Source organism: Corynebacterium pilosum DSM 20521 = CIP 103422 (genome assembly GCF_000373805.1).
Classification (GTDB): Bacteria; Actinomycetota; Actinomycetes; order Mycobacteriales; family Mycobacteriaceae; genus Corynebacterium; species Corynebacterium pilosum.
Genome location: NZ_KB892449.1, coordinates 1 through 23,301 on the forward strand (window position 1 = coordinate 1; position 23,301 = coordinate 23,301).

A 23,301-nucleotide genomic window follows, 5' to 3' on the forward strand; every position below is an offset into this window, starting at 1 on the left:
TCCCGGATCTTCACCCCGGAGCGCTTGGAGTCGATCGTGGACGTGGAGCTGGCGACCATGTCGTGGGTGCAGTGGTACAACACCCGTCGACTGCACTCCACCCTCGGGATGGTCCCACCCGCGGAGCACGAGGAGACCTACTGGGCCGGGCACGCTACAATCACCGAGTCACCTGAGAGGGTGGCTCAGCCAATCTAACGGTGGCAACAAAACCGTGACGGTTCAAACTGTAAAAAGGTCTGTACCGCCTAAAGGAGCCGGCATGTCCAACAAGATTCTTGTCGTCGATGATGATCCAGCAATCTCCGAAATGCTCTCGATTGTCCTCGAGGCTGAGGGCTTGGACCCCGTCGTCGTCAATGATGGCAACGAGGCGGTCCCTGCTTTTCGGGAACACGACCCGGACCTGATCTTGTTGGACCTCATGCTCCCTGGCATGAACGGTGTGGATATTTGCAAGGCGATTCGCGCGGAGTCCGCGGTGCCGATCGTCATGCTCACCGCCAAGACCGACACGGTGGACGTTGTTCTGGGCCTGGAGTCGGGCGCAGATGACTACATCACCAAGCCCTTCAAGCCGAAGGAACTGGTGGCACGCATTCGGGCGCGACTGCGCCGCAACGACGAGGACCCCTCCGAGATCATCGAGGTGGGCGATCTGACGATCGACGTGCCGCAGCACATGGTCAAGCGTGGCGACGAGGAAATCTCGCTGACCCCGCTGGAGTTTGATCTGCTGCTGGAGCTGGCGCGCAAGCCGAAGCAGGTACACACCCGTGAGGAGCTGCTGGAATCGGTGTGGGGCTACCGCCACGCCTCGGATACACGCCTGGTGAACGTTCACGTGCAGCGTCTGCGTTCCAAGATTGAGAAGGACCCGGAAGACCCGCAGATCGTGCTGACTGTGCGCGGTGTGGGTTACAAGACCGGCACTCCTGGCGAGTAGTGGGGGCAGTCCTCTGATCCACAGACTCCAAAGGCTTCGCGCCTACCTGTCCGAATCGTGGCGGACCTCTTTGCAGGTGCGCTTCATTGGTTCCGTCCTGATCGCCTCAGGCGCGGTCATGCTGCTGCTGGCCTTTGCCCTGTCCACTGTGGTCACTCAGCGGCTGGTAGACACCAAGATCGATGTTGCCGATAGCCAGATTGATCGCGCCCGCGCCACAGTGGAGCAGCAGATTAATGCCACGGGCTCGTCGTCAAGCATGCAAGTGCGGCTGAACTCTGCCCGGGCCTCCCTGACCAGCCAGAGCCAAAACACCGCGGAAACCCCTGCGGTTTTCGAACCGGTGCTGATTGTTGAAGGCATCGGCGGAGAGGCCACCGCGAGTCCGGAGGGCTACCGGATCCCGGAAAGCCTGCGCAATTTCGTCTCCCAAGGCCAGGTGTCCTACCAGTTCGCGCCGCTGGAGCGCGCCGACGGGACGGCATTTAATGCGCTGATCATCGGCACACCGACGGAAGCTGACATCCAAAACCTGCAGGTGTACCTGGTGATGTCGATGGAGTCCGAAGAATCAACGATGGCGTTGATGCGCGGTCTACTCGCCACGGCAGCGCTGGTGGTCATCGTGCTGTTGGTCGGCATCGCGTGGCTGGCAACCCAGCAAATTACGGGCCCGATCCGGTCTGCTTCGCGCATCGCGGAGCGCCTCGCCTCAGGCCATCTGCGGGAGCGCATGGCCGTGGAGGGCGAAGACGAGATGGCGCGGCTCGCGTTATCCTTTAACAATATGGCCGACAAGCTTTCCAGCCAGATCCACCAACTCGAGGAATATGGTGACCTGCAACGCCAGTTCACCTCCGATGTTTCCCATGAGCTGCGCACGCCGCTGACCACGGTGCGTATGGCGGCGGACATGATCGCCGCCGACGAGGACTCGCTTGAACCGCACACGAAGCGCGCCAGCCAGCTGATGATCCGCGAGCTTGACCGCTTCGAGGCGCTGCTGGGGGACCTGCTGGAGATTTCACGTCACGACGCCGGCGTGGCGGACCTCGCCGTGTCCACCATCAAGGCCCAGGCCCCGCTGGAATCGGCGTGGCAGCAGACCAAGCACCTAGCGGCAGAGCTGGACGTGGACGTCACCTTCGACGTGCCGGAAGAACCCGTCACGATAGAGGGCGATACCCGCCGCATCGAAAGGATCCTGCGCAACCTGCTGGCCAACGCGCTTGACCACTCGGATGGCAACCCGGTGAACGTGCGGCTGGCCGAAAATGAGGACGCGGTGGCCTACACAGTCACCGATAACGGCGTGGGTTTGAAACCCGGCCAGGAGGAGCTGGTGTTCAACCGCTTCTGGCGCGCGGACGCCTCGCGCAAACGCCACTCCGGCGGTACCGGGCTGGGCCTTGCCATTGCGCGTGAGGACGCCGCCCTGCACAAGGGCATCCTCGACGCCGGCGGCACCGCGGGGGTGGGCTCCCAGTTCCGGCTGGTCCTGCCGAAGAAGTCCGGAGTTGGGTTTGCTGAAGCACCGCTGCCGCTGAGCCCACCGGTCGGACCCACCCTGGAGGCAACACCATGATCCACAGAAAGCGCAGGCGGGCCGCTGCGGTCTCGGCCCTGGCCGTGGTGACGACTGCGTCGCTGGCCCTCGGGTCCTGCACTAGGCTGCCGTCGAACACGGAACCGCAGGCGTTGCGCACTTTCGACCGCAACGTGGCCGCAAACGAACTGCATGAGCCCCAGCCCGGTTTGGAGCCGGACCTGCTGTTGCGTGATTTCTACGCCGCGTCAGCCATCCCCACCGGCGACTATTCCGCCGCCCGCAACTATCTCACCGCCTCGGCCGCGGAGGCGTGGGATCCGCACGATTCCACGTTGATCGTCGACCGCATCGACCTGACCACCCAGCCCGGCGGTAACGCGCAGCGCCGCAGCTTGTCGGTGCGCGGTGAGGTGATCGGCTCCTTGGAAGAGGGTGGCGCTTACGTGCCTCAAAACGGCGTGTACGAAGCGACCGTGCAGCTGGAGCAGGTTAATGGTGAGTGGCGGGTAGCGTCCCTGCCAGCCGGCGTGATCATGGAACGCACGGAGCTGAGCAACCAGTACCACCCGCATCACATCTACTTCCTGAATTCCACTGGCGAGGCCTTGGTGTCGGACCGGCGCTGGGTATTCGACGGCACCGATTCCCTCGATTCCGTGCTGCTCAGCCTGATCGCGGCCGGCCCGACCAGCCGGCTTGCCCCTGCCATCGCCGAGGGTTTCCCGGAGCAGGGCGCCTATATCGGCAAGACCGACGGCGTGTATGAGTTCACCGGCTTGGCCAGCATGGACCAGGAGCGACGCACGAAGTTCGCCGCCCAGGTGGTCTGGACGCTGGCACGGGCCGGCATCAGCGGCCCCTACCGGATTGCGGCGGACGGGGCACCGTTGCTTGACAACGACGATGGCTTCAACCCTGATGACTTCGCCACCATGAACCCGCAGGCGATCAACCAGGAGGTTGCCCAACTCTATGCGTTGACGGACTCCCGGCTCTACTCGGTGGAGAATGAGCAGGCCACACCCGTCGACGGGCCACTGGGAACCGCCGGCGATATTTCCTCGATCGACATCACAGCCGATGGCTTCGCGGCCGCCGTCCTCAATTTGCCTGACGACGAAGGCCAAGCCTTTTCCGTCGGCGGTATTGTTACTCCGCAGACTGAGGTGCTGCGCGCCAACGCCATCACGCGACCCAGTTTCGAAGGGGATGGCAATGTGGCCTGGGTGGCCATCGATGGGGACCGGGTGATCCGCGCGGTCCGCTCCACAGCCTCTGGGGAGGTGGTCAGCAGCGAGGTGGGCGCGACCTTCCTCGAGGAGATCGACGGGGAGATCTCCGTGCTGCGGTTGTCCCGTTCGGGTTCGCGTGTCGCCATGATCATCGACGGCCGCCTCTTCACCGGCATCGTGGGGCAATCCGCGGCCGGTGAGCGCAGCATCGTCAACGTGCTCGAATACGCCACCGACTTTGGCGGCTCAATCATCTCCGCGGAGTGGAAGACAGACGGCGCGTTGATCGTCGGAACGTCCTCCCCGGATGCCCCTGTATTGCGCGTGGAGCAGGACGGCTCCGCGGTGACCACCTTGTCCACCGGTAATATCAACGCGCCGGTCGTGATGGTGGCTTCCAGCCCCACCATGATCTACGCCACAGACGCCAACGCGCTCCTCCAGCTGCCCACCCAGGGCAGCGACTACCCGAACTGGCGCGAGGTGCCCGGGCTGCAGGGCGTGCGTGCGGCCCCAGTGGTGGCCAACTAGCACCGTGTGGGAGCTGCTTTTGCCCCGCCACTGCGCTGGGTGCGGCGCGCCGGGCGAACACCTCTGCGCTACCTGCCGGAGGGAATTAGCGGTCCCGCCAGAGCGCGTCGTGCCGCACGCCAGCCCCCACGTCCCAGTCTTCGCGATGGGTACGTATTCCGGCGCCCATCGCGGGGTGATCCTGGCGATGAAGGAACGCAACAACCTTGCCGTGCGGCGCCACGTCGGGGCGGTGCTGCGCGCCGGGTTGGAATACCTCGAGGTCAGAGGGGAGATCACGCCGCCGGTTGTGCTGCTTCCCGCCCCGACCAGGCGCTCGTCGGCACGCGCGCGAGGTGGTGATCCGGTCACGGCGATCTGCGCGGCGTCCGGTTATCCGGTGGTTCAGGCGGTGCGTATCGACGACGCGACCACCGACCAGGCTGAGCTGACCGCGGCCGAGCGGCGTAAGAATTTGGCGGGGCGGGTGCGCGTGGGGGCTCTTCCGGGCGGGCAGGTGGTGCTTGTCGACGATGTCGTCACCACGGGGGCGACGCTGCAGGCGACGGCGTCGGCCCTGCTCAGTCGGGGCGTGAACGTGGTGGCGGCGGTGGTGATCGCTGCCGCCTAGGAAATTAATTGGGGGTTTTGGCCTATGTGGTTATGACCAGCTGTATGATGGGAGATACAACCAGTCCCCATCTAGTAGGGAGGAAGCAGATGACCACTGCAGAAAACAATGAAGTCCTGAGCCCCGACGCACAGGTGACCATCACCGGCCGCAATGTCGAGGTTCCAGAGCACTTTCAGGAACGCGTGAACAAGAAGCTGGCGCGGATCGAGAAGCTGGATCCGACCCTGACGTTCTTCCACGTTGAACTGCAGCATGAGCCAAACCCGCGTCGCGAAGCACAGTCGGACCGGATTCAGATCACCGCAACCGGTAAGGGCCACATCGCCCGCGCCGAGGCGAAAGAGGACAGCTTCTACGCAGCGCTGGAGACCGCGCTGGCGAAGATGGAGCGTTCCCTGCGCAAGGTGAAGGTCCGCCGCAACACCGCGAAGTCTGGTCACCGCGCGCCGAAGTCCACAGGCCAGGTTGCAGCCGAATTGGTTGCAGAGGCACAGCAGGCAAAGGCGAAGAAACCAGGCCAGTACGAGGTCGACCCGTACGAGGGCACCGTCGATGATGTCGAACCGGGCCACATCGTTCGCACCAAGGAGCACTCGGCCACGCCGATCAGCGTGGACCAGGCACTCAGCGAAATGGAGTTGGTGGGACATGACTTCTACCTCTTCGTGAATGAAGAGACCGGTCGCCCATCCGTGGTGTACCGCCGCCACGCATTCGACTACGGTTTGATCTCCCTGGTCCCAGAGGAAGAGGCATAAACTTCTTCCGGTAGCTCAGACGCCCCCGCCCCTGAAGGTGGGGGCGTTGCCGTTGCTGGCGTTGCCCAGAGCGCCCAAATCATTAGTTGGGTCTGGAGCGTGCGTACAATGGCTCGTTGATACTAGAATTTTTACCCCCAAGACAAAGGACAAAACACGTGTTTGGACTGTCCAAGCTGCTCCGGGCCGGTGAAGGCCGTACCGTCAAGCGTCTGAAGAAGATCGCTGAAGATGTTATCGCTCTTAACGACGATTATGACAAGCTGACCGACGAGGAACTCAAGGCGAAGACCGACGAGTTCAAGGCGCAGCTGGCGGACGGCGCAGATTTGGACGACATCTTGCTCGACGCCTTTGCCACCGCCCGCGAAGCCGCATGGCGCGTGCTGGGCCAGAAGCCCTACTTGGTCCAGGTGATGGGTGCCGCGGCACTGCACTTCGGCAATGTCGCGGAGATGAAGACGGGTGAAGGCAAGACCTTGACCTCGGTGCTGGCGGCCTACCTCAATGCATTGGAGGGCAAGGGCGTCCACATCGTTACCGTCAACGACTACCTGGCCAAGCGTGACGCGGAGATGATGGGCCGTGTGCACCGCTTCCTCGGGCTTGAGGTCGGCGTGATCTTGAGCGAGATGCGCCCGCCGGAGCGCAAGGTGGCTTATGCCGCGGACATTACCTACGGCACCAACAATGAGCTGGGCTTCGATTACCTGCGCGACAACATGACGCGTTCGCTCAATGACCTGGTGCAGCGCGGCCACAACTTCGCCATCGTGGATGAGGTGGACTCGATTCTTATCGACGAGGCCCGTACCCCACTGATCATTTCCGGCCCGGTGGACGGCTCTTCGCAGTTCTACAACGTGTTCGCGCAGTTGGCACCGCGCATGCGCGAGGGCATTCACTATGAGGTGGACAAGCGCAAGCGGACCATCGGTGTGAACGAAGAAGGTGTGGAGTTTGTCGAGGACCAGTTGGGCATCGACAACCTCTATGCGCCGGAGAACTCACAGCTGGTCAGCTACCTCAACAACGCGATCAAGGCGAAGGAACTGTTTGAGCGCGATAAGGACTACATCGTCCGCCAGGGCGAGGTCATGATCGTCGACGGCTTCACCGGCCGCGTCCTTGCCGGCCGCCGTTACAACGAGGGCATGCACCAGGCGATCGAGGCGAAGGAGGGCGTGGAGATCAAGAATGAGAACCAGACCCTCGCAACGGTGACCCTGCAGAACTACTTCCGCATGTACGACAAGCTGGCCGGTATGACCGGTACCGCAGAAACCGAGGCGGCTGAGCTGCACTCGATCTACGGCCTCGACGTGGTGGCGATTCCGACGAACCGTCCGAACCAGCGCATCGACCGCGATGACCTGATCTACAAGACGCAGGAGGCGAAGTTCTCGGCCGTGGCCGACGATATCGCCGAGCACGTCGAAAACGGCCAGCCGGTGCTGGTCGGTACTACGTCCGTGGAGCGCTCTGAGTACTTGAGCCAGCTGCTGCAAAAGAAGGGCATTAAGCACAATGTGCTGAACGCGAAGTACCACGAAGAGGAAGGCCGCATCATCGCCGAGGCAGGCCTGCCGAAGCAGGTGACGGTCTCCACCAACATGGCCGGCCGCGGTACCGATATCGTGCTGGGCGGTAACCCGGAGGTCCTGCTGGACCACCGCCTGAAGAATGAGGGCCTGGACCCCTTCGAGGATGAGGAGCGCTACCAGGAAGCCTGGGACGAGCAGCTGCCGCAGGCAAGGGAGCGTTCGAAGAAGCTGGGCGATCAGGTGCGCGAGTCCGGTGGCCTCTACGTGATTGGTACTGAGCGCCACGAATCCCGCCGTATCGACAACCAGCTCCGTGGTCGTTCCGGCCGCCAGGGAGACCCGGGTGAGACCCGTTTCTACCTGTCCATGCGTGATGATCTGATGGTGCGTTTCGACGGCCAGTCCATGGAAAACATGATGAACCGCCTCAACATGCCGGACGATGTGCCGATCGAGGCGAAGATGGTGTCCAACTCCATCAAGGGTGCCCAGGCACAGGTGGAGAATCAGAACTTTGAGATGCGTAAGAACGTGCTCAAGTACGACGAGGTCCTCAACGAGCAGCGCAAGGTGGTCTACCGCGAGCGCCGCGAAATCCTTGAGGCGAAGGACATCAAGAACCAGATCCGCCGCATGATCGACGAGACGGTTGGCGCCTACGTTGACGGCGCTACCTACGAAGGTTACGTGGAGGATTGGGACCTCGACGAGCTGTGGAATGCACTGGACAGCCTCTACGGCCCAACGTTTAGCCCGCAGGAGATCATCGACGGCTCCGAGTACGGCTCGCCCGGTGAGCTGAGTGCTTCCCAGTTGCGCGAGGCGCTTATCGACGATGCGAACAAGGCTTACGACGAGCTGGAAGCGAACGTGAGCGCCATCGGCGGTGACTCCCAGATGCGCAATATTGAGCGCATGGTGATCTTGCCGATCATCGACTCCAAGTGGCGCGAGCACCTCTATGAGATGGATTACCTGAAGGAGGGCATCGGCCTGCGTGCGATGGCGCAGCGCGACCCACTGGTGGAATACCAGAAGGAAGGCGGCGACATGTTCAACGCGATGAATGACGCTGTGAAGGAGGAGACCGTCCGCCAGCTGTTCCTGCTGCGTAAGCAGTTCCAGCCGGCAGAAAACGCGGACTCCGCGGAAGATACTTCGGTCACCGAAGCCTAGAGCGGCCTAGAGCACGAGAAAACTGGTGAGCCGTCCGCGATCCATGCGGGCGGCGTACCCATATCTGCGCCCGGCGGACACGGCGGTGCCAAAGACCTCGCCGTCTTCGCGCACGTGACAGGATTCCAGCGTGACTGGTCCTTGGCGGTGGACGCGGCGGCGCTGCGACATCACGTTGTTCAGTACGGTCCGGCTGAACCTTACGCGTTGCAGCGCTTGGATCTGGCGGATACCAAAGGTGGCATCCAGGGCCACTTTGACCAGTGGGGCAGCGGAGCGACGCGGGACACTCGGCGCGGTTGCGCTGGAGTCGTCGTCACGCGCACTGCGTTCAAGCGCAGGCTGCGCCGAGCTGGTGGTGTCAGGGACGAGCACCTGAAGGAACGTGTGGCCAGGGACGGGGTAAAGCATGTTTGCCTCCTCGAATGGGGATTTCGGGAGAGCAGATACGACGTGGGCTAGGTATCATTGTGGCACGATAGGCACGATCCCGCATGGCGGGGACGTCGTGCNGGATTACATCCCAAGATTGATCAAGATAGAGGAAGACTTTTTATGCGAGGACTCGTTGTGGATTATGTCGGCGTGCTCGACGCCGATGCTGAAGATCAGCGCCGGTGGCAGGCGCTGTTCGCCGCGGTGCGTGAGGCGGGGGTGGCCACCGCGGTGCTGTCCAACGATCCCGGCGGCGATGGGGCTGATCCGATTCGCGAATGGGAGTTCCGCGGCCACGTCGATGCCGTACTGCTCTCCGGCGAGATCGGCTACGAGAAGCCCGAGCGCGCAGCTTTCCAGGCCGCTGCCGACGCGCTCGATGTGGCGTTGGTGGACTTGGTGCTTATCGACGACAACATCTTGAACGTGCGCGCAGCGGTGGAAAACGGGATGATTGGTATCCTGCACACCAGCTTCGACCGCACTGTGGTGGAGATCCAGTCCCTGTTCGACATCGAGGGCGAGTTCTAGTGCGCGTCTACATTCCCGCCACGTTCGCCATGCTGGAGACTCTGGAGCAGGCCGGTGAGATGCCGGTCCGTAATGGCTGGGGTTTCGCGGCAACCCCTGAGCTGACGGAGTTTTTCACCTCGGGTGACCAGGAAGAAATCGAGATGGTGGCATTCGATGATGCCGCGTTGGCCTCGATCCGGCTGCTCGCGATCGGGGATGAGGAGAAATTCCCGCACCGCCGCGTCGTCGTATCCGTGGATGTGGAGGCGGAAGGCCACCCAGACATGGGTGAATCCGTGGTCAAGGTGGCGGGCCCGGTGCGCCTAGAGGAGGTGGCCGCGATCCACGTCGATCTGGAAGAAGCAGAGGAAGCGACTGCCAAGGCGATCGAACTTGTCGACGCCGCAGACCTCGGCGATCAGGACGCCGAGCTGGCAGTCGGCGACGCGCAGGACAATTACCTGGCCTTCTATGATCCCTCGGAGCTGCCTTTCCTGATCGAGCTGCTCTAGACGGCTTTAGACAGCTCTAGCCTTCCTGGAGGTCCTTGACGTCCCACTCATTGTTGGACCGCAGGGCACCGAGGAGCCGTCGTACCGCCATGGCGCGGCGGTAGGTGGCGGTATCCTCGTCGAGCTTGTCCCAGGCGCACTCCGGATCCGCGGGCGGGCCTGCGTGGGTGCAGCCGCGGGGGCAGTCGGCGGAGGCCTCCTCCAAGTCCTCGAATACGGCGACAATATCGTCGGGGGAAACGTGCGCCAAGCCGAAGGAACGAATGCCCGGGGTGTCGATGATCCAGCCGCCTTCCGGCAGCTGCAAAGCCACCGACTGCGTGGAGGTGTGTCGTCCCTTGCCCACGCCAGAGACATCGCCGGTTTCGCGGTCCGCGTCCGGTACCAGGCGGTTGACCAGGGTGGACTTGCCCACCCCGGAATGGCCGATCAAAGCGGAGACGCGGTCGTCGATACGCGCGTGTAGGGCGGTGAGGTCGTCGTCGATGCCGGTGGTGAGCACCTCCACGTTGAGCTCGGCGAATTCGGCGGCGAACTCGGCAGGGTCGGCGAGGTCGGACTTGGTCAGGCAGATGACCGGTTCGATGCCGCCGACGAACGCCGCGATCAGCGCACGTTCGACGAAACCGGTACGTGGTGGGGGATCGGCCACCGCGGAGACGATGAGGAGGACTTCGGCGTTGGCGACGACGATGCGTTCGTAGGGATCGGTGTCGTCGGCGGTGCGGCGCAGCACGGAGGTGCGATCTTCGCGCTTGACGATGCGCGCCAAGGTGTCCTTCTTGCCCGAGGTGTCGCCGACTACGCCGACGCGGTCGCCTACCTCGATGGAGGTGCGGCGCATCTCGCGGGCGCGCATGCACGTGACCAAGCGCTGCTCGCCGTCAGAATCGAGGACTACGCCCCAGCGGCCGCGGTCTTTGGTGACCACCATGCCGAACTCGGCGTCTTTGTGCTTGGGGCGGTCCTTGGTGCGGGGGCGTGAACCTTTGCCGGGGCGCACCCGCACGTCGGATTCGTCGTAATAGCGCCTAGCCACGGATCATGTCCGCCCACATGTGCTCGAACCCGGGGAGGGTCTTGGAGGTGGTGCCAATATTTTCGACCTGCACGCCGGGAACCACGGTGCCGATGATCGCGCCGGCCGTGGCCATGCGGTGATCGTCGTAGGAGTGCCACGTGCCACCCGTGAGCGGTGCCGGGGTGATGCGCAGGCCGTCGGCCAGCTCCTCGCACTTGCCGCCGAGGTTATTGATCTCTGCAGTCAGCGCCGCAAGCCGGTCGGTTTCATGCCCGCGCAGATGCGCGATGCCGGTAAGTTCTGAAGGGGTGTTGGCCAGCGTCGCCAGAGCCGCGACGGTGGGGGTGAGCTCGCCGATATCGCTCATGTCCAAGCTGATGCCACGCAGGTTGCCACGCTGTGGCCCGCGCACCTCGAGAGTGTGGGTGGGGCCTTCGGCATGCAGGGTGACCTCGCAGCCCATGCGCGCCAAGATGTCCCGGATGACGTCGCCGGGCTGGGTGGTTTCGATCGGCCAGTTCGGGATACGGACCACACCCGCGGTGATCGCAGCGGCGGCCAAGAAGGGGGTGGCGTTGGACAGGTCCGGTTCGATACGCCAGGTCCGCCCCTGGATCGCGCCGGGTTTCACAGCCCACTCGTTTTCGCTCGCGGTGACTTCCACGCCGGCCTTGCGCAGCATATCGACGGTCATCTCGATATGCGGCATCGACGGCAAGGTCGCGCCGGTGTGGTGGACGATGAGCCCGCGGTCGAAGCGCGCGCCGGCTAGCAGCAGCCCGGAGACGAACTGGGAGGACCCAGAGGCGTCAATCTCTACGCGGCCGCCGTCGGCACGCCCTTTGCCGTGGACGGTGAAGGGCAGGGAATCGCCGGCGACATCGACGCCGAGTTCGCGCAAGCCATCGAGGATCTCTCCCATGGGGCGGTTGCGGGCGTAGGCGTCGCCGTCGAAAAGCACGCGCCCGCTGGCGAAGGCCGCGACGGCCGGGGCGAAGCGCATGACGGTGCCGGCCAGCCCGCAGTCCACCTCGCCGCCGGTGAGTTCGCCGGGGGTGACGGTAATCTCGTCGACATCATCCGCACCTTGTGTGCCTTCCGCGTGGTTGAATCTCACGCCCATGGCGGCCATGGCGGCTTCCATGAGGTCGGTATCGCGCGAGCGTAGCGCCCCTACCAGCTTGGATGGGTAGGAGGAAAGCGCGGAAAGAATATAGGCGCGGTTGGTGATGGACTTGGACCCGGGCACCACTTGCGTGTGGGTGACGGGGCCATCGGCGACGGGTACAGGCCAAAGATCGGTCATGCAGTCCATAATAGAGGCATGTGTGGACGTTTCGTACTCTTTACCACCGGCGATGAGCTCATGGCAGAAATCGGCGGGCTACCCGGCGTGCGCGAGGTCCACGCCCCGGACGGCCTGCCGGGCCCGCGCTACAACGTGGCGCCCACGCAGAAGGTCCCGCTTGTGCGTATCGACGAGGGCCTGGCCACCGTCGACCCCGCCCGCTGGGGGCTGCTGCCTGGCTGGAAGAAGGACGACTCCGGCCCGCCCCTGTTTAATGCGCGAGGGGAGACCGTGGCCGATAAGCCCTCATTCCGCTCCGCGTTCAAATCGCGCCGCAGCATCATGGTGTTGGACGGCTATTACGAGTGGCACGAGAAGAAGCCTTATTATGTGCGCCGCCCCGAGGGCATGCTGTACGCCGCCGGCCTATGGGATACCGGCGGTGGCGACGGGGCAGGCTTCTCGACGACGATGGTCACCACCGACTCTCACGGCGGCATCGAGTGGCTGCATCACAGGTTGCCTCTTTTTCTCACGCGTGAGCAGATCCCGCAGTGGGTGAGTGGCACCCCGGAGGAAGCTTTGGAGTTGATCCGGCCGAGCGCGCTTGCCGACGAGCTGATCTGGCAGGAGGCAGACCCCGCCGTGGGCAATGTGCGCAATGATTATGAGGAGCTGCTTTCTGATGCATCGGCTCCGACAACACTCTTCTAATGTTGTTCTGGAACGGGCGCGGGCGCAGGTGATCGTCGTTAAGCGCGTGCCCTACAATGGCCGTTATGTCGCAGACTGAACTGACCGAGCGCTTTACTGATGAAGCCATGCCGCTGCTGGACCAGCTGTATGGTGGCGCGCTGCGCATGACGCGCAATCCGCAGGATGCCGAGGACCTGGTGCAGGAGACGTATCTGAAGGCGTTTAATGCGTTCGACAGCTTCAAGCCGGGGACGAACCTGAAGGCGTGGATGTACCGAATCATGACGAATACGTACATCAATACTTACCGGAAGAAGAAGCGTCGGCCGCTGGAAACCTCCACGGAGGATATGACGGACCGCCAGCTATATACAACCAGCTCCCACGATTCGACTGGGCTGCAGTCCGCTGAGGTGGAAGCGCTGCAGAATATGCCGAACTCGCAGATCACGGAGGCGTTGAACTCGCTGTCCGACGACTACCGCATGGTGGTCTACCTGGCCGATGTGGAGGATCTGGCGTACAAGGAAATCGCCGAGATCATGGACACGCCGGTGGGAACTGTGATGAGTCGGCTGCATCGGGGAAGAAAACAACTCCGCGCGTTGTTAAAGGATGTAGCGGCCGAAAAAGGCATTGGGTTGGACCATCCCGACATGCAGGAAGGAACCAAGTAATGAGCATGCAAGACCACCAAGGTAATTGCAGCGGGAACTGCGGTCAGGCGCAAGCGTTGCTGTGCGAGCTTCTCGACGATGACACCACTGCTGCTCGTGCCGAAGAGATCAAGCAGGAAATCTCGCGGTGCCCGGAATGCTTCCATCAGCTGCAGTCTGAGCGCGCAGTACGCGAACTTGTCCGGGGATGTTCCGGGTGTGAGCCGGCGCCGGAGACGCTACGCACCCGCATCATTGAGCGGATCACGGTGACGTACCAGGAGATGCGCTTCCAGTAGTTTCTGCTGGAGGCAGAGTGGGGAGAGGCCAGCAATGACGCAAGGACAGTTAACGCGCAAATTTCGACCACCCTTTGCTATCCCTGAATCCCTTGATGATCTTCAAGGGCCTGCCACGGGGGTCCTCAATATTCCGCATTCTATTATGTGGGTCACCCGTGAAGAAGTACGTATCAAACTTTCTCACGATGGGCAGACAAAAGCTGCTTACGCGGAAATTCTTGGGTCAGCTACGCAGGAGCAAATTGAAGAATTGGTTAACAAGGACCTGCTTCTCCGCCTCTGGCCTGTCACGTTAGACCGCACCGTTACAGAGGCTTGGAATGATCGTTTTCCAGAACTTTCGACGCATTAATGGTGAGTAATTAGTAAGCAGAGAAAACAGCACCCCACCAACCAGAACGGTGGTGGGGTGCTGTTTCGCTTGAGATGCTGTTCTTATGCGTTTGGACGCTTACCGCGGTTTGCGCTCTTCTTGCGGCGATCCTTACGCTTACGACCACGCTTCGACATGTGCGGGCCTCCTTTAAATCTCGTCAGTGGTTAGTTTCTCCCCACTGACTTTAGTGTTCGGTCTCGCCGGTGGGAAATTAGGGTCGGTGTTTATGCGGTAACGCGTGCGCGGCGGCCGCGGGTCTTGTTGCGACGCTTCAGTGCGCGACGCTCTTCTTCAGACAGGCCGCCCCAGACACCAGCATCCTGGCCGGTTTCCAGTGCCCACTTCAGGCACATGGAGGTGACTGGGCAGCGGTTGCAGACCAGCTTGGCCTGCGCGATCTGGGATAGGGCAGGGCCGGAGTTTCCGACTGGGAAGAACAGCTCTGGGTCTTCGTCTCGGCAGACAGCTTCGTGGCGCCAATCCATGGTGATATGCTCCTTAAAAATCGTTCAACAGCGTGTGTTGTGCGCACCACTAACAGCCCCCTCGTTGGAAGCTGTTGCAAAGATTGTGCTTTCTAGGTGGTGGGACGGCGGTCCTACGGTGGTTCCGAGGCCCATCAACTTTACCTAGCGTTAACTCCGTGGCGGCTTGGAGTTAAAGGCTGATTCATCAGCCGGTTGTTTTTGCTACCCGAGAATAATGACATGTAATCAAGATTTCCGCTAGGGGTAGCGCGCATTTTGTTACCAAGATCACGTAAATATAATACTTAGACCCCTATTGCTTGGGTGGGTAAAACTACAAGCCCGATGGTGCGATATGCGCTTGAACAGGGCTAATCGTCGTAAAGCGTCAATAAGCACTTTCTTGCAAAGGTCAAATTATGTGGACCTTTCCCACTATCGGATAGGGCGCGGAATTTGCTTCTGCGGCGCCTTGTGATAGGCGCAAAAGCGGGGGCGCGTGGATTTACCGGCATGTAACCACGCCTTCACAATAGGCCGTTTTAGGGCAGGCTAGACTAGCTTCCGTGACGAACAACGATGCTTTGAATGATCCCGCCGACGCTTCAGATGCTCCCGTGAGCCTGAGCCCGCCAGCGCCGCTGCGCTTCGCCGCAATCGTGGCCCTCGTGCAGTCCGTGGCGGCAATCGTGTACGGCATCACGCTGGCGGTCCGCGATCTGCAGGGTGAGGAAGACCCCGCGATCGTTTCCGACAGCGCCAATGCTCAATTCATTGGCCTAGGCACTGCGGTGTATATCTGGATCGTGTTCGGCATCGTCGCAGCAGGCGCCATCGCTTTGCTGCGCGGCGCGACCTGGGGCCGCGGTCTGCTTGTCTTTATGCAGATCCTGCTGTTTTCGGTGGTCTTCTTCATGTTCAAAGGCGGGGCGATTCTGCTGGGAATCGTAACGGGGTTGTCCGTGGTCTTGGTCCTTGGGGGCACCTTGCACCCGCAGTCCACAGCGTGGATGGCTACGCGTTACGGGCGCTAAGAAATACCAGCTCAGAGCCACGCTTTTCGACGATCGACTCGCCCGCTACGCCGAGCGAGACAGGGCCGGTATGCGCGCCGCGGTCGACTGGAATGGTGGTTTCCACCGCTTTGGTGTCCCAATTGGCGACGGCGATGCCGCCGTCAACGGGGTAGAGCAATCGGTTAGCCACGGCGATACCGGTGCCTAGTGCGTCTTCATAGATCGAGGTGACTCTCATCGTGTTGGGGTCCAGCAGCATGAGGCGCGACCCATCAAAATAGGTCATGTGGTGGGGGAGGTCCGCCACAGCGGGTTCGTATGGCGTAGGAATGTCGCCAAGGGGCTGCACTGGGGATCGCGTGATTTCCACGCCGATGGAGTTGATGCCGATGACGTCGTTTGTCGTTGGGTCAAACACGGCCGCCACGTCTTGGCCAATGCCGACCAGCACAGCGCCGTCCGAGAGGTGGGCGTTGGCCATGATTTCGGGTGCACGGGAATCTTCCGGGGTGGTGTCCTGGAGCCGCAGCCAGGTAGTGCCCCCACACACCTCGGTGACTGCCAGCAAGCTTGTGCGGGTCAGCGCCGATGTGATCGTGCAGCCGGGGTTGGGCTGCATGTCCGCTTCTTGCGGTGCTTCGACGTCACCGTACTCCACTGTGCGAACGAGGTCATTACGCCACAGTTCCACGCGCTGAGTGCTCACCGTTCCCACGCGATCATTCGAGGAAATGCTCACTACCTCTTCGGGTGCTGGCGCGGAGCGCGTTCCTGCGTATTCGCCGGTGGCGGCATCGATGGCCACTACGTCGCCGCATCCCAGGTTGGTGCGGTACGTCGCTACCGCCTTGCCCCAAGCTGTCGCAAGAGCACAGAGATCGGCGGCACGCTCATAGGTCCACAACTGGGTCCCGTCGGGGGCATAACCTGCGATTGAGTTGCCGCTTGCACCGATAGTGACACCGTCCGAGATGACTGGCTTCAACGCGGGCGAGTGATCGTCGATACGCGCGATCTCCTCCACGGACCCCGGAACGGCAGAAAGGTGCGTGTCCGCGGCGAATTCCTCGGAGGCAGGGTTGAGCTCTGCGGAGCGGATTGGCGCGCTGAAATAGGCGATGAGCACCGCAACAAGAGCGATCAGCGCGATAACGCCGGTGGCGATGAGGTCTCCACGAGAACGTTGGAGTGGGGCACTCATGAGCGGCGGCCCCGGGAACGGCGTCCGGAACGAGATCCCGATCGGCCACGAGAGCCTCCGCGCGGCGAGCTTCCGCGTTGGCGTGCGGGCCTAGCGCCCAAGACTTTTCGTGGCTCGCCGACGCGGGAGGAGGCATCGTCGGGAATGTCCAAGGCTTCATAGAGCTCAGGCGAGTTGCTGAACCACTCAGGCGGAGCCGGCTGCTCCAAGCCAAGATCAGAGTTGATCGCGCTCCACTTGTGCATCTCATCAAAACCAACCAGGGTGACCGCGGTGCCGGAATTGCCGGCGCGGCCGGTGCGTCCGATTCGGTGCACATAGGTCATCGGATCATCTGGGGTCTGATAATTAATCACGTGGGTGACATCGTCGACATCGATGCCGCGGGCGGCAACGTCGGTGGCCACGAGGATCTCGATCGACCCGTCGCGAAACGCGTCTAGCGAACGCTCGCGAGCTTCCTGGCCCAAATCGCCGTGGACGGAGCCGACGGAGAAACCGCGCTGTGCAAGATCATCAGCTACCTCAGCGGCCGAACGCTTCGCCCGGGTGAAGATGATGGTGCGGCCGCGGCCCTCAGCTTGCAGGATCTTGGCGACGACTTCGATTTTGTCCATCTTGTGGGACTGGAAAACTACTTGTTCCGTCGTCGAATGCGTAGCCCCTGCGTCGGTTGCCTCTGCGCGGATGTGTACCGGCTTGTGCATAAATGTGCGCGCCAGTGTCAGGATCGGACCAGGCATGGTGGCGGAAAACAGCATGGTCTGGTGGCTGTGGGTCAATGCTTCCAGAATCTTTTCGATATCGGGCAGAAAACCTAGGTCCAACATCTCGTCGGCCTCATCCAGAACGAGGATGGCCACCTTTTCTAGGGTGAGATTTCCACGCTCGTAGAGATCAAGGAGGCGGCCTGGGGTGCCCACAACCACGTCCACGCCCTTGTTCAGGGCGTCGATTTGCTCCTCATATGGGCGCCCGCCGTAAATGGTGTAGACGGTGACGGGGAGGTTGGCCGCAGCCTTGTTCAGGTCTTCGCCGACCTGCACCGCCAGCTCGCGGGTGGGGACCACAAGAAGTGCGCGTGGAGTGCCGTCTAATTCTTCGATGTCAGCATCGTCAAAAACACGGTCTAGCAGGGGAACCCCGAACGCGAGGGTCTTGCCCATACCCGTGCGCGCTTGGCCGATGAGATCCGTGCCGTCAAGGGCAAGGGGGAGAGTCAGCTCCTGGATAGAAAAAGGATGCGTGATACCGTGCGCGGCCAACGCATCTGTGATCTCTGCTGCCACGCCGAGTTCGGCAAATGACGGGGTAGTGGGATTCGGATTTGCAACATCGGAGGACACGTACCCAGTCTAGCGGACCTGATTACAATGGAATCACCACCGCACAAGATGCGGACCAAAGGGTAGGTTCCTGCGCGGAATCCTGCCGAAGTAAAACGACCGAAAAGGATAGTGAACTCTCATATTATGGATATCAAAATTGGACTAGCTGAAAGCCCTCGCGAACTGGTCATCTCTAGCCAGTCGGAGCAGGACGACGTCGTCGGACAGATCAACCAGGCGATCGAATCGAACCAACCAACGGTGACCTTGGAGGACTCGAAGGGCCGCAAGTTTGTCATCCGCACCGAGCGTATTTCTTATGTCGAGGTGGGGCAGACCGCACCTCACGCAGTGGGCTTCGCAGGCTAATGCGCTAAGTTAATAGCCATTATGTCCGACCACGTAGATCATGATGATCAGTCAGTTTCAACGAGCGATTCCTTTCTGGTTCGTTTCGCCCGTGAGTGGGGGTGGCGTGCTTACGCCATCCCCGTACTGGCCGTGATCACAATCTTCTTGGTGGTAGACATCGTGCGCACACCTGCGGAACCGGTTCTGCAGTCCAGCGGCACATTAACCACGGCCCAAAACGGCGACGAGTCGGCCGTCGATAAGCGCGGACCGGACCCTGCTGCAAGCCCGCTGCCGGAGTTGGAGCTGAATGACCTGCCTCCTGGTGGTCCCTTCACCGAAAAGGGGGATGGGACTTACCGCGTTGTCGGAACACCGGGCATGACCGCGGGTGAGGGCACTGAGATGACGGTGAAGTTCGTCGTCGAGGTGGAAAACGGGGTGGACACCGCTGGGTACGGTGGCGATGATGCTTTTGCGGCGCTTGTCGACGCCACCTTGGCCGACCCGCGCGGGTGGACCAATGATCCGCGTTACCGCTTCGAACACGTCAGCCCTGAAGATGATCCCGACATGCACATCCAGCTGACCAGCGTGGGTACTACCGCAGAGATGTGCGGGGTGAACCTAGAGATGGAAACAAGCTGCCGCACCACCTTGGGTGGTGGAAACACCGTCGTCGTCAATGAGGCGCGGTGGGTGCGTGGCGCCACTCCTTTCCAGGGTGACGTGGGTGCGTACCGGCAGTATCTTATTAACCACGAAGTCGGTCATGGCTTGGGTTATGCCGCGCACGAGCCGTGCGGGCGTGATGGAGCGTTGGCGCCGATCATGATGCAGCAAACGCTCAGCCTGAACAATGGTGAGCTGTACGAGCTGGATCCCACCGAGGTGTACCCCGATAACTCCGATACGTGCCGCGCAAACCCGTGGCCGTTCCCGCGCCCCGACGTGCTGTAGCGCGCTCGGATTGTAGTGAGGAGAATTATTGTGTCTGATTCACAAGAGTGCGACATGTCTGGCGTGGTCCCAGGTCATGTCGCTTCGGCGTTCCAAGCCGAGCCTGCCCACCCGCAGGCCCTGGGCCCGGCGTGGGATAACGGGGTGCTGATCGGGAACACTGTCTTCGCGCAAGCGACCAGTACTTCGGCGTGGGCCGCGAAGGTGCGCGAGAAGATTGCCGTGGATGGCGTGCGTGTCTCCCGTCCCGTCCGGGCGACTGACGGGCGATTCGTCGTCGGCGGTTTCAAAGCGAGCGACTTCATCGAGGGAGACACTGCGCGCCGGGTCGACGAAACTATTGCTGCGGCATTGCGTTTCGACGACGCAGCTGCCGCCTGTGAAGCACCACCATCGAATCGTGATGATCAGTGGGCGCGTGCCGACGCCGCCGCGTGGGAGGGTGCTGAGGTATCGGGTCCCGTACAGGTGTGCCATGCCGATTTTCTGGCGTGCGCCATCTACTCGGGCACGATGCCCCCAGCCTTGACTGATATTGTTCCGACCAGCCAGTTGCGCCCTCATGGTTATACGGCAGCATTGGTGCTGGTCGACGCGCTGATCGCCCGGGCTGTTGATGACGCGGTGGTAGACCGCTGGGCGCATATTCCCAACATCGGGGAGCTGACGGAGCGCGCATTGCGTTACCGCGAAATCTTGGTGCGCAACCAGTCGTCGAATGCGCGTTCGAATGTTGGTCGGGTGCGTAGCATCCTCATGTCCGAGGAGTCTGCGACAATCTAACCTATGGTTGTCGAACTTCCTCCCCACCCGCGCGCACGCCTGGTCCCGCGGGAGCCTCACATTCCGCAGCGGACCTGGGACGTTGACCTACCTACGCGTGGCGTGTGGCGGGTGACGGGCCAGGCTGGCTCGGGCTTGTCCAGCTTCCTTCTGGATACGGCGATGGAGGCGATCCGACGAACGGGTGACCCGGATGGTGTTTTGGTGATCACTGCCTCGAAGGAGTCGGGGGCACGCCTGCGCCGTGAGTTGTCGGAGCGCGTGGCGGACTCGGGTTTTGTGGCCAATGAGCCGCTGGTTCGGTCGGTGCACTCCCTTGCCTTTGCGATTGTGCGCCAGCGCGCCCAGGACCAAATCCGTTTGATTTCCGGCGCTGAGCAGGACGCGGTCATCAGGCAATTGCTGGATGGTAACGCCGAGTACGGTACGGGGAGTTGGCCGGAAGAACTGCGCCCAGCGCTCACGTTCGTGGGGTTTGCCCGGCAGCTGCGCGACTTTTTGCTGCGTGCAGTGGAACGCCAGCTCACACCGGATGATTTGCGCCAGTTGGGCGCGCGCCACCAGATGCCGATCTGGTCCGCAGCAGGGGACTTCCTCGCTGAATACCAACAGGTGATGCGCCTATGGGGCGTGGATAGCTACTCCGCCTCGGAGCTTGTCGCGGCAGTGCTGGAACAGCCGGTTGAGTCCCGGTGGCACACCGTGCTTATCGACGATGCCCAGCACCTTGACCCCACCTCTGGGCAACTGCTGGAGCAGCTAATTCAGCAGGCAGACCTCGCCGTTGTCGGTGGTGACCTGGACCAATCCGTCTTCCACTTCCGAGGTGCCTCGCCAGCCTTTTTCTCCTCCCTAGATGCCACCACGATTGACCTGGGTGAGTCACGGCGTACGTCACAGCGTCAGGTGGTGATTAGTGACACCGATTCCACCCAGCACCGCGTCATCGCCGACCACGTTCGCCGCGCCCACCTCGATGATGGGGTGGCTTGGAGTGAGATCGCCGTCGTCGTCCGGTCGACCGGCATGCTGGAACCAATCCACCGCATTTTGCTGCAGGCCGGGGTTCCCGTGGCGATTAACCCCACGGACATCGTGCTCAGTGAGCAGCGGATCGTGGCCGCGATGATTTTGGGCGTGCGCGCACTTTTTGAGGAGTTGAGTACTAGCGAGTGGCGCGACCTGCTGCTCGGACCTGTTGGCGGGACTGATCCGGTGACGCTGCGTCGTCTGCTGCGTGGCCTGCGTCGCTTCTCGCCGGACACGCGCGCGGAAGAGACGTTGCGTCAGTTGTTGCGGCCTGAGGCTCCGTTGCCAGACTTCGGCTCCATGCTGACTGACCGCGAACTGGACATCCTGGAACGAATCCGCACCGTGATGCAGGCAGGCCACGCCGCCATTTCCGCCGACGGAACAGTGGAAGACATCCTATGGGCGGTGTGGAACGCCACGGGACTCAGCGACCGGCTGATGGCGCACGCCCTGCGCGGTGGGGCAGCAGGCTCACAAGCGGACCGCGATTTGGACGCGATGATGTCGCTTTTCGACGCCGCTGGTGACTTCGCCGAACGCCGCCCAGAGGCAGGCATCGAAGCATTCATCACCCACATCTCCGAGCAAGAGTTGCCGACCGGCGTGCGTGATCGCCGAACTGCCACCCCTGACGCGGTCTCGCTGCTGACCGCCCACGGTGTTGTCGGCCTCGAGTTCAGCCACGTCGTGGTTGCAGGCGTGCAGGAAGGCAGCTGGCCAAGCCTGGGGGAGACAGGCTCGTTGTTCGGCCAGGAGGACCTGATCGATCTGCTCGATGCAGGCATTGACCCAGCCATCCCGGTCTCTCACAGCGCCGATCGGCTCAAGGAAGAACGCCGGCTGTTCCACGTCGCCACCTCCCGGGCAACGTCCTCTTTGCTGGTCACAGCGGTCAACGCACCGGACGACGACGAAGCCCAAGAACCGTCACGCTTCATCGAAGAGTTCTGTGAGCACTTCGGAATTACACCTACTGAACACGACGCAGACGACGATCCTGACTGGGCAGAAGACATCCCCGCGCTGCCGTCCACAGCGCGCGTCCTGTCGCGGTCGGACCTGATCGCCGAGCTGCGACGGGCAGTGACCGCCGAGGATGTCTCCGAATCCGTGCGCGCCCAGGCAACCCGTCAACTTGCCAGACTCACCGCAGCCTCCATTCCGGGGGCCGCGCACCAGGAGTGGTACACCACAACGGAGACTTCTACCAATGAGCCTTTGGACACGCCTCGGGCGCTGTCGCCATCACGTATCGAAGGCTTGCTCGCATGCCCGCTCCAGGAGGTCATGGAGCGTTTGATCCAGACAACCAGCACCGTCCACATGGTGCGCGGTTCCATGGTGCACGCCTACTTCGAAGCCATTGGAAACGGGGCAGACGAGGAACTGGCGCGCCGGGAGACAATGGAGGCCTATGAGCAGGTGCAAGAGGTGCCGTCGTGGCAGCGCGAGAGCGATCTGGAACAGTTCGAACGTCTGCTAGACCGCACATCGCAGTGGGTCTCGTCGTCACGCGCTGCGTTTACGCTCGTCGGTACGGAGCTGCCGGTTGATGTGGAGGTCACCCCGGACCTGCGCATCCGTGGCCGGCTCGATCGCCTTGAGCACGACGGTGAAGGCCGTGCGATCATCGTCGATTTGAAGACTGGGAAGAACGCGCCCACCGTGGACGCCACGCGCGACAATGCGCAGCTGACCGCTTACCAGCTGGCATTGGCACACGGAACGCTTGGCGGGAACGCTATTCGCACGGCGCGTGGCGACGAAGACCCCATTGAGGTCGGTGGCGCACTCTTGGTTCATCCGGCCACTGCTGCGGCGAGTGTCACCACCCGTGACCAAGTAGCGAAAACTGATGAGGAATTAGCAGAGTTCACCCAGCGCGTCACCCCGCTGATTGACGAACTCACCGGCCCCACCATCACCGCGCGGACAGGACCGCAGTGTGAACATTGCCCAGTGCGGGCGATGTGCCCCGTACAGCCAGAAGGAGAGGACATCACCCGTGGTTAACA

The 23,301-nt window shown here is 62.1% G+C and carries 25 protein-coding genes; 18 read left to right on the forward strand and 7 right to left on the reverse strand.

From position 1 onward, the window contains the following. From B097_RS0105075 to secA, 7 genes are all read left to right on the forward strand, one after another. Positions 1-198: integrase core domain-containing protein (locus tag B097_RS0105075; RefSeq protein WP_018581462.1), on the forward strand; the 198-nt coding region annotated here is incomplete at its 5' end. Positions 199-262: 64 nt separating this feature from the next. Then, positions 263-946 (forward strand): MtrAB system response regulator MtrA, encoded by a 684-nt coding sequence (gene mtrA / locus B097_RS0105080; RefSeq protein ID WP_018581463.1) that lies wholly within the window; start codon positions 263-265, stop codon positions 944-946. A gap of 46 nt (positions 947-992) precedes the next feature. Beyond that, entirely contained in the window at positions 993-2,531 is a 1,539-nt protein-coding gene (mtrB, locus tag B097_RS0105085) for an MtrAB system histidine kinase MtrB (RefSeq protein ID WP_211216842.1), read from the forward strand. Beyond that, the gene (gene lpqB, locus B097_RS0105090; protein WP_018581465.1) at positions 2,528-4,258 is read left to right on the forward strand and encodes an MtrAB system accessory lipoprotein LpqB; all 1,731 of its coding nucleotides are present in this window, start codon (positions 2,528-2,530) and stop codon (positions 4,256-4,258) included. Before mtrB ends, lpqB begins: the two co-directional genes overlap by 4 nt. A gap of 19 nt (positions 4,259-4,277) precedes the next feature. Then, positions 4,278-4,868 carry a ComF family protein gene (locus B097_RS0105095; protein WP_244911213.1) on the forward strand — a complete coding sequence of 197 codons (591 nt, stop codon included), beginning with the start codon at positions 4,278-4,280 and terminating at the stop codon, positions 4,866-4,868. Between the two features lie 89 nt (positions 4,869-4,957). Further along, positions 4,958-5,629 (forward strand): ribosome hibernation-promoting factor, HPF/YfiA family, encoded by a 672-nt coding sequence (gene hpf / locus B097_RS0105100; RefSeq protein ID WP_018581467.1) that lies wholly within the window; start codon positions 4,958-4,960, stop codon positions 5,627-5,629. A 158-nt stretch (positions 5,630-5,787) separates the two neighbouring features. Beyond that, a complete protein-coding gene (secA, locus tag B097_RS0105105) occupies positions 5,788-8,349 on the forward strand; it encodes a preprotein translocase subunit SecA (RefSeq protein WP_018581468.1) in 2,562 nt (853 codons plus the stop codon). A 6-nt stretch (positions 8,350-8,355) separates the two neighbouring features. Here the strand turns inward: secA and B097_RS0105110 are convergent, their stop codons facing one another. Then, positions 8,356-8,760 carry a hypothetical protein gene (locus tag B097_RS0105110; protein ID WP_018581469.1) on the reverse strand — a complete coding sequence of 135 codons (405 nt, stop codon included), beginning with the start codon at positions 8,758-8,760 and terminating at the stop codon, positions 8,356-8,358. A 144-nt stretch (positions 8,761-8,904) separates the two neighbouring features. Between B097_RS0105110 and B097_RS0105115 the strand changes: the two genes are divergently transcribed. After that, positions 8,905-9,315 carry an HAD family hydrolase gene (locus B097_RS0105115; RefSeq protein WP_018581470.1) on the forward strand — a complete coding sequence of 137 codons (411 nt, stop codon included), beginning with the start codon at positions 8,905-8,907 and terminating at the stop codon, positions 9,313-9,315. Continuing rightward, positions 9,315-9,809 (forward strand): DUF6912 family protein, encoded by a 495-nt coding sequence (locus B097_RS0105120; RefSeq protein ID WP_018581471.1) that lies wholly within the window; start codon positions 9,315-9,317, stop codon positions 9,807-9,809. Before B097_RS0105115 ends, B097_RS0105120 begins: the two co-directional genes overlap by 1 nt. Positions 9,810-9,825: 16 nt before the next feature. On the opposite strand, the gene rsgA is transcribed toward B097_RS0105120, so the two are convergent. Both rsgA and aroA read right to left on the reverse strand, forming a co-directional pair. Beyond that, the gene (gene rsgA, locus B097_RS0105125; protein WP_018581472.1) at positions 9,826-10,848 is read right to left on the reverse strand and encodes a ribosome small subunit-dependent GTPase A; all 1,023 of its coding nucleotides are present in this window, start codon (positions 10,846-10,848) and stop codon (positions 9,826-9,828) included. After that, positions 10,841-12,136 (reverse strand): 3-phosphoshikimate 1-carboxyvinyltransferase, encoded by a 1,296-nt coding sequence (gene aroA / locus B097_RS0105130; RefSeq protein ID WP_026254324.1) that lies wholly within the window; start codon positions 12,134-12,136, stop codon positions 10,841-10,843. The genes rsgA and aroA overlap by 8 nt, the downstream gene beginning before the upstream one ends. A gap of 18 nt (positions 12,137-12,154) precedes the next feature. Here aroA and B097_RS0105135 point away from each other — a divergent pair, with 18 nt between their 5' ends. The 4 genes from B097_RS0105135 (at position 12,155) to B097_RS13470 (ending at position 14,124) form a co-directional block, all read left to right on the forward strand. Then, positions 12,155-12,832, forward strand: coding sequence for an SOS response-associated peptidase (locus tag B097_RS0105135; protein WP_018581474.1), 678 nt, complete (start codon positions 12,155-12,157; stop codon positions 12,830-12,832). Between the two features lie 65 nt (positions 12,833-12,897). Next, positions 12,898-13,491 (forward strand): sigma-70 family RNA polymerase sigma factor, encoded by a 594-nt coding sequence (locus B097_RS0105140; protein ID WP_018581475.1) that lies wholly within the window; start codon positions 12,898-12,900, stop codon positions 13,489-13,491. Further along, a complete protein-coding gene (locus B097_RS0105145; RefSeq protein ID WP_018581476.1) occupies positions 13,491-13,769 on the forward strand; it encodes a mycothiol system anti-sigma-R factor in 279 nt (92 codons plus the stop codon). The genes B097_RS0105140 and B097_RS0105145 overlap by 1 nt, the downstream gene beginning before the upstream one ends. A gap of 34 nt (positions 13,770-13,803) precedes the next feature. Next, positions 13,804-14,124, forward strand: coding sequence for a hypothetical protein (locus B097_RS13470; RefSeq protein WP_147287123.1), 321 nt, complete (start codon positions 13,804-13,806; stop codon positions 14,122-14,124). 83 nt (positions 14,125-14,207) lie between these two features. Here B097_RS13470 and B097_RS13905 read toward each other — a convergent pair whose 3' ends face one another. Both B097_RS13905 and B097_RS0105150 read right to left on the reverse strand, forming a co-directional pair. Further along, a complete protein-coding gene (locus tag B097_RS13905; RefSeq protein ID WP_100227335.1) occupies positions 14,208-14,282 on the reverse strand; it encodes a 50S ribosomal protein bL37 in 75 nt (24 codons plus the stop codon). 90 nt (positions 14,283-14,372) lie between these two features. Beyond that, positions 14,373-14,633, reverse strand: coding sequence for a WhiB family transcriptional regulator (locus tag B097_RS0105150; protein ID WP_018581477.1), 261 nt, complete (start codon positions 14,631-14,633; stop codon positions 14,373-14,375). A gap of 548 nt (positions 14,634-15,181) precedes the next feature. Here B097_RS0105150 and B097_RS0105155 point away from each other — a divergent pair. Continuing rightward, on the forward strand, positions 15,182-15,649 hold the full coding sequence (locus B097_RS0105155) for a hypothetical protein (RefSeq protein ID WP_018581478.1): 468 nt from the start codon (positions 15,182-15,184) through the stop codon (positions 15,647-15,649). Here B097_RS0105155 and B097_RS0105160 read toward each other — a convergent pair. Both B097_RS0105160 and B097_RS0105165 read right to left on the reverse strand, forming a co-directional pair. After that, entirely contained in the window at positions 15,630-16,832 is a 1,203-nt protein-coding gene (locus B097_RS0105160; protein WP_018581479.1) for an Rv3212 family protein, read from the reverse strand. The two genes, B097_RS0105155 and B097_RS0105160, sit on opposite strands and share 20 nt — an antisense overlap. Beyond that, on the reverse strand, positions 16,829-18,178 hold the full coding sequence (locus tag B097_RS0105165) for a DEAD/DEAH box helicase (protein WP_018581480.1): 1,350 nt from the start codon (positions 18,176-18,178) through the stop codon (positions 16,829-16,831). The genes B097_RS0105160 and B097_RS0105165 overlap by 4 nt, the downstream gene beginning before the upstream one ends. A gap of 126 nt (positions 18,179-18,304) precedes the next feature. Here B097_RS0105165 and B097_RS0105170 point away from each other — a divergent pair, with 126 nt between their 5' ends. The 4 genes from B097_RS0105170 to B097_RS0105185 are packed head-to-tail and all read left to right on the forward strand — an operon-like array spanning position 18,305 to position 23,299. After that, the gene (locus B097_RS0105170; RefSeq protein ID WP_018581481.1) at positions 18,305-18,529 is read left to right on the forward strand and encodes a DUF3107 domain-containing protein; all 225 of its coding nucleotides are present in this window, start codon (positions 18,305-18,307) and stop codon (positions 18,527-18,529) included. A gap of 21 nt (positions 18,530-18,550) precedes the next feature. Then, positions 18,551-19,471: a DUF3152 domain-containing protein gene (locus B097_RS0105175; RefSeq protein ID WP_018581482.1), complete on the forward strand. Its 921-nt coding sequence runs from the start codon at positions 18,551-18,553 to the stop codon at positions 19,469-19,471. Positions 19,472-19,501: 30 nt separating this feature from the next. Continuing rightward, positions 19,502-20,254 carry a hypothetical protein gene (locus B097_RS0105180; protein WP_237559426.1) on the forward strand — a complete coding sequence of 251 codons (753 nt, stop codon included), beginning with the start codon at positions 19,502-19,504 and terminating at the stop codon, positions 20,252-20,254. Between the two features lie 3 nt (positions 20,255-20,257). After that, positions 20,258-23,299, forward strand: a complete 3,042-nt coding sequence (locus tag B097_RS0105185) for an ATP-dependent DNA helicase (RefSeq protein WP_018581484.1) — start codon at positions 20,258-20,260, stop codon at positions 23,297-23,299. The last annotated feature ends 2 nt before the right edge of the window (positions 23,300-23,301 follow it).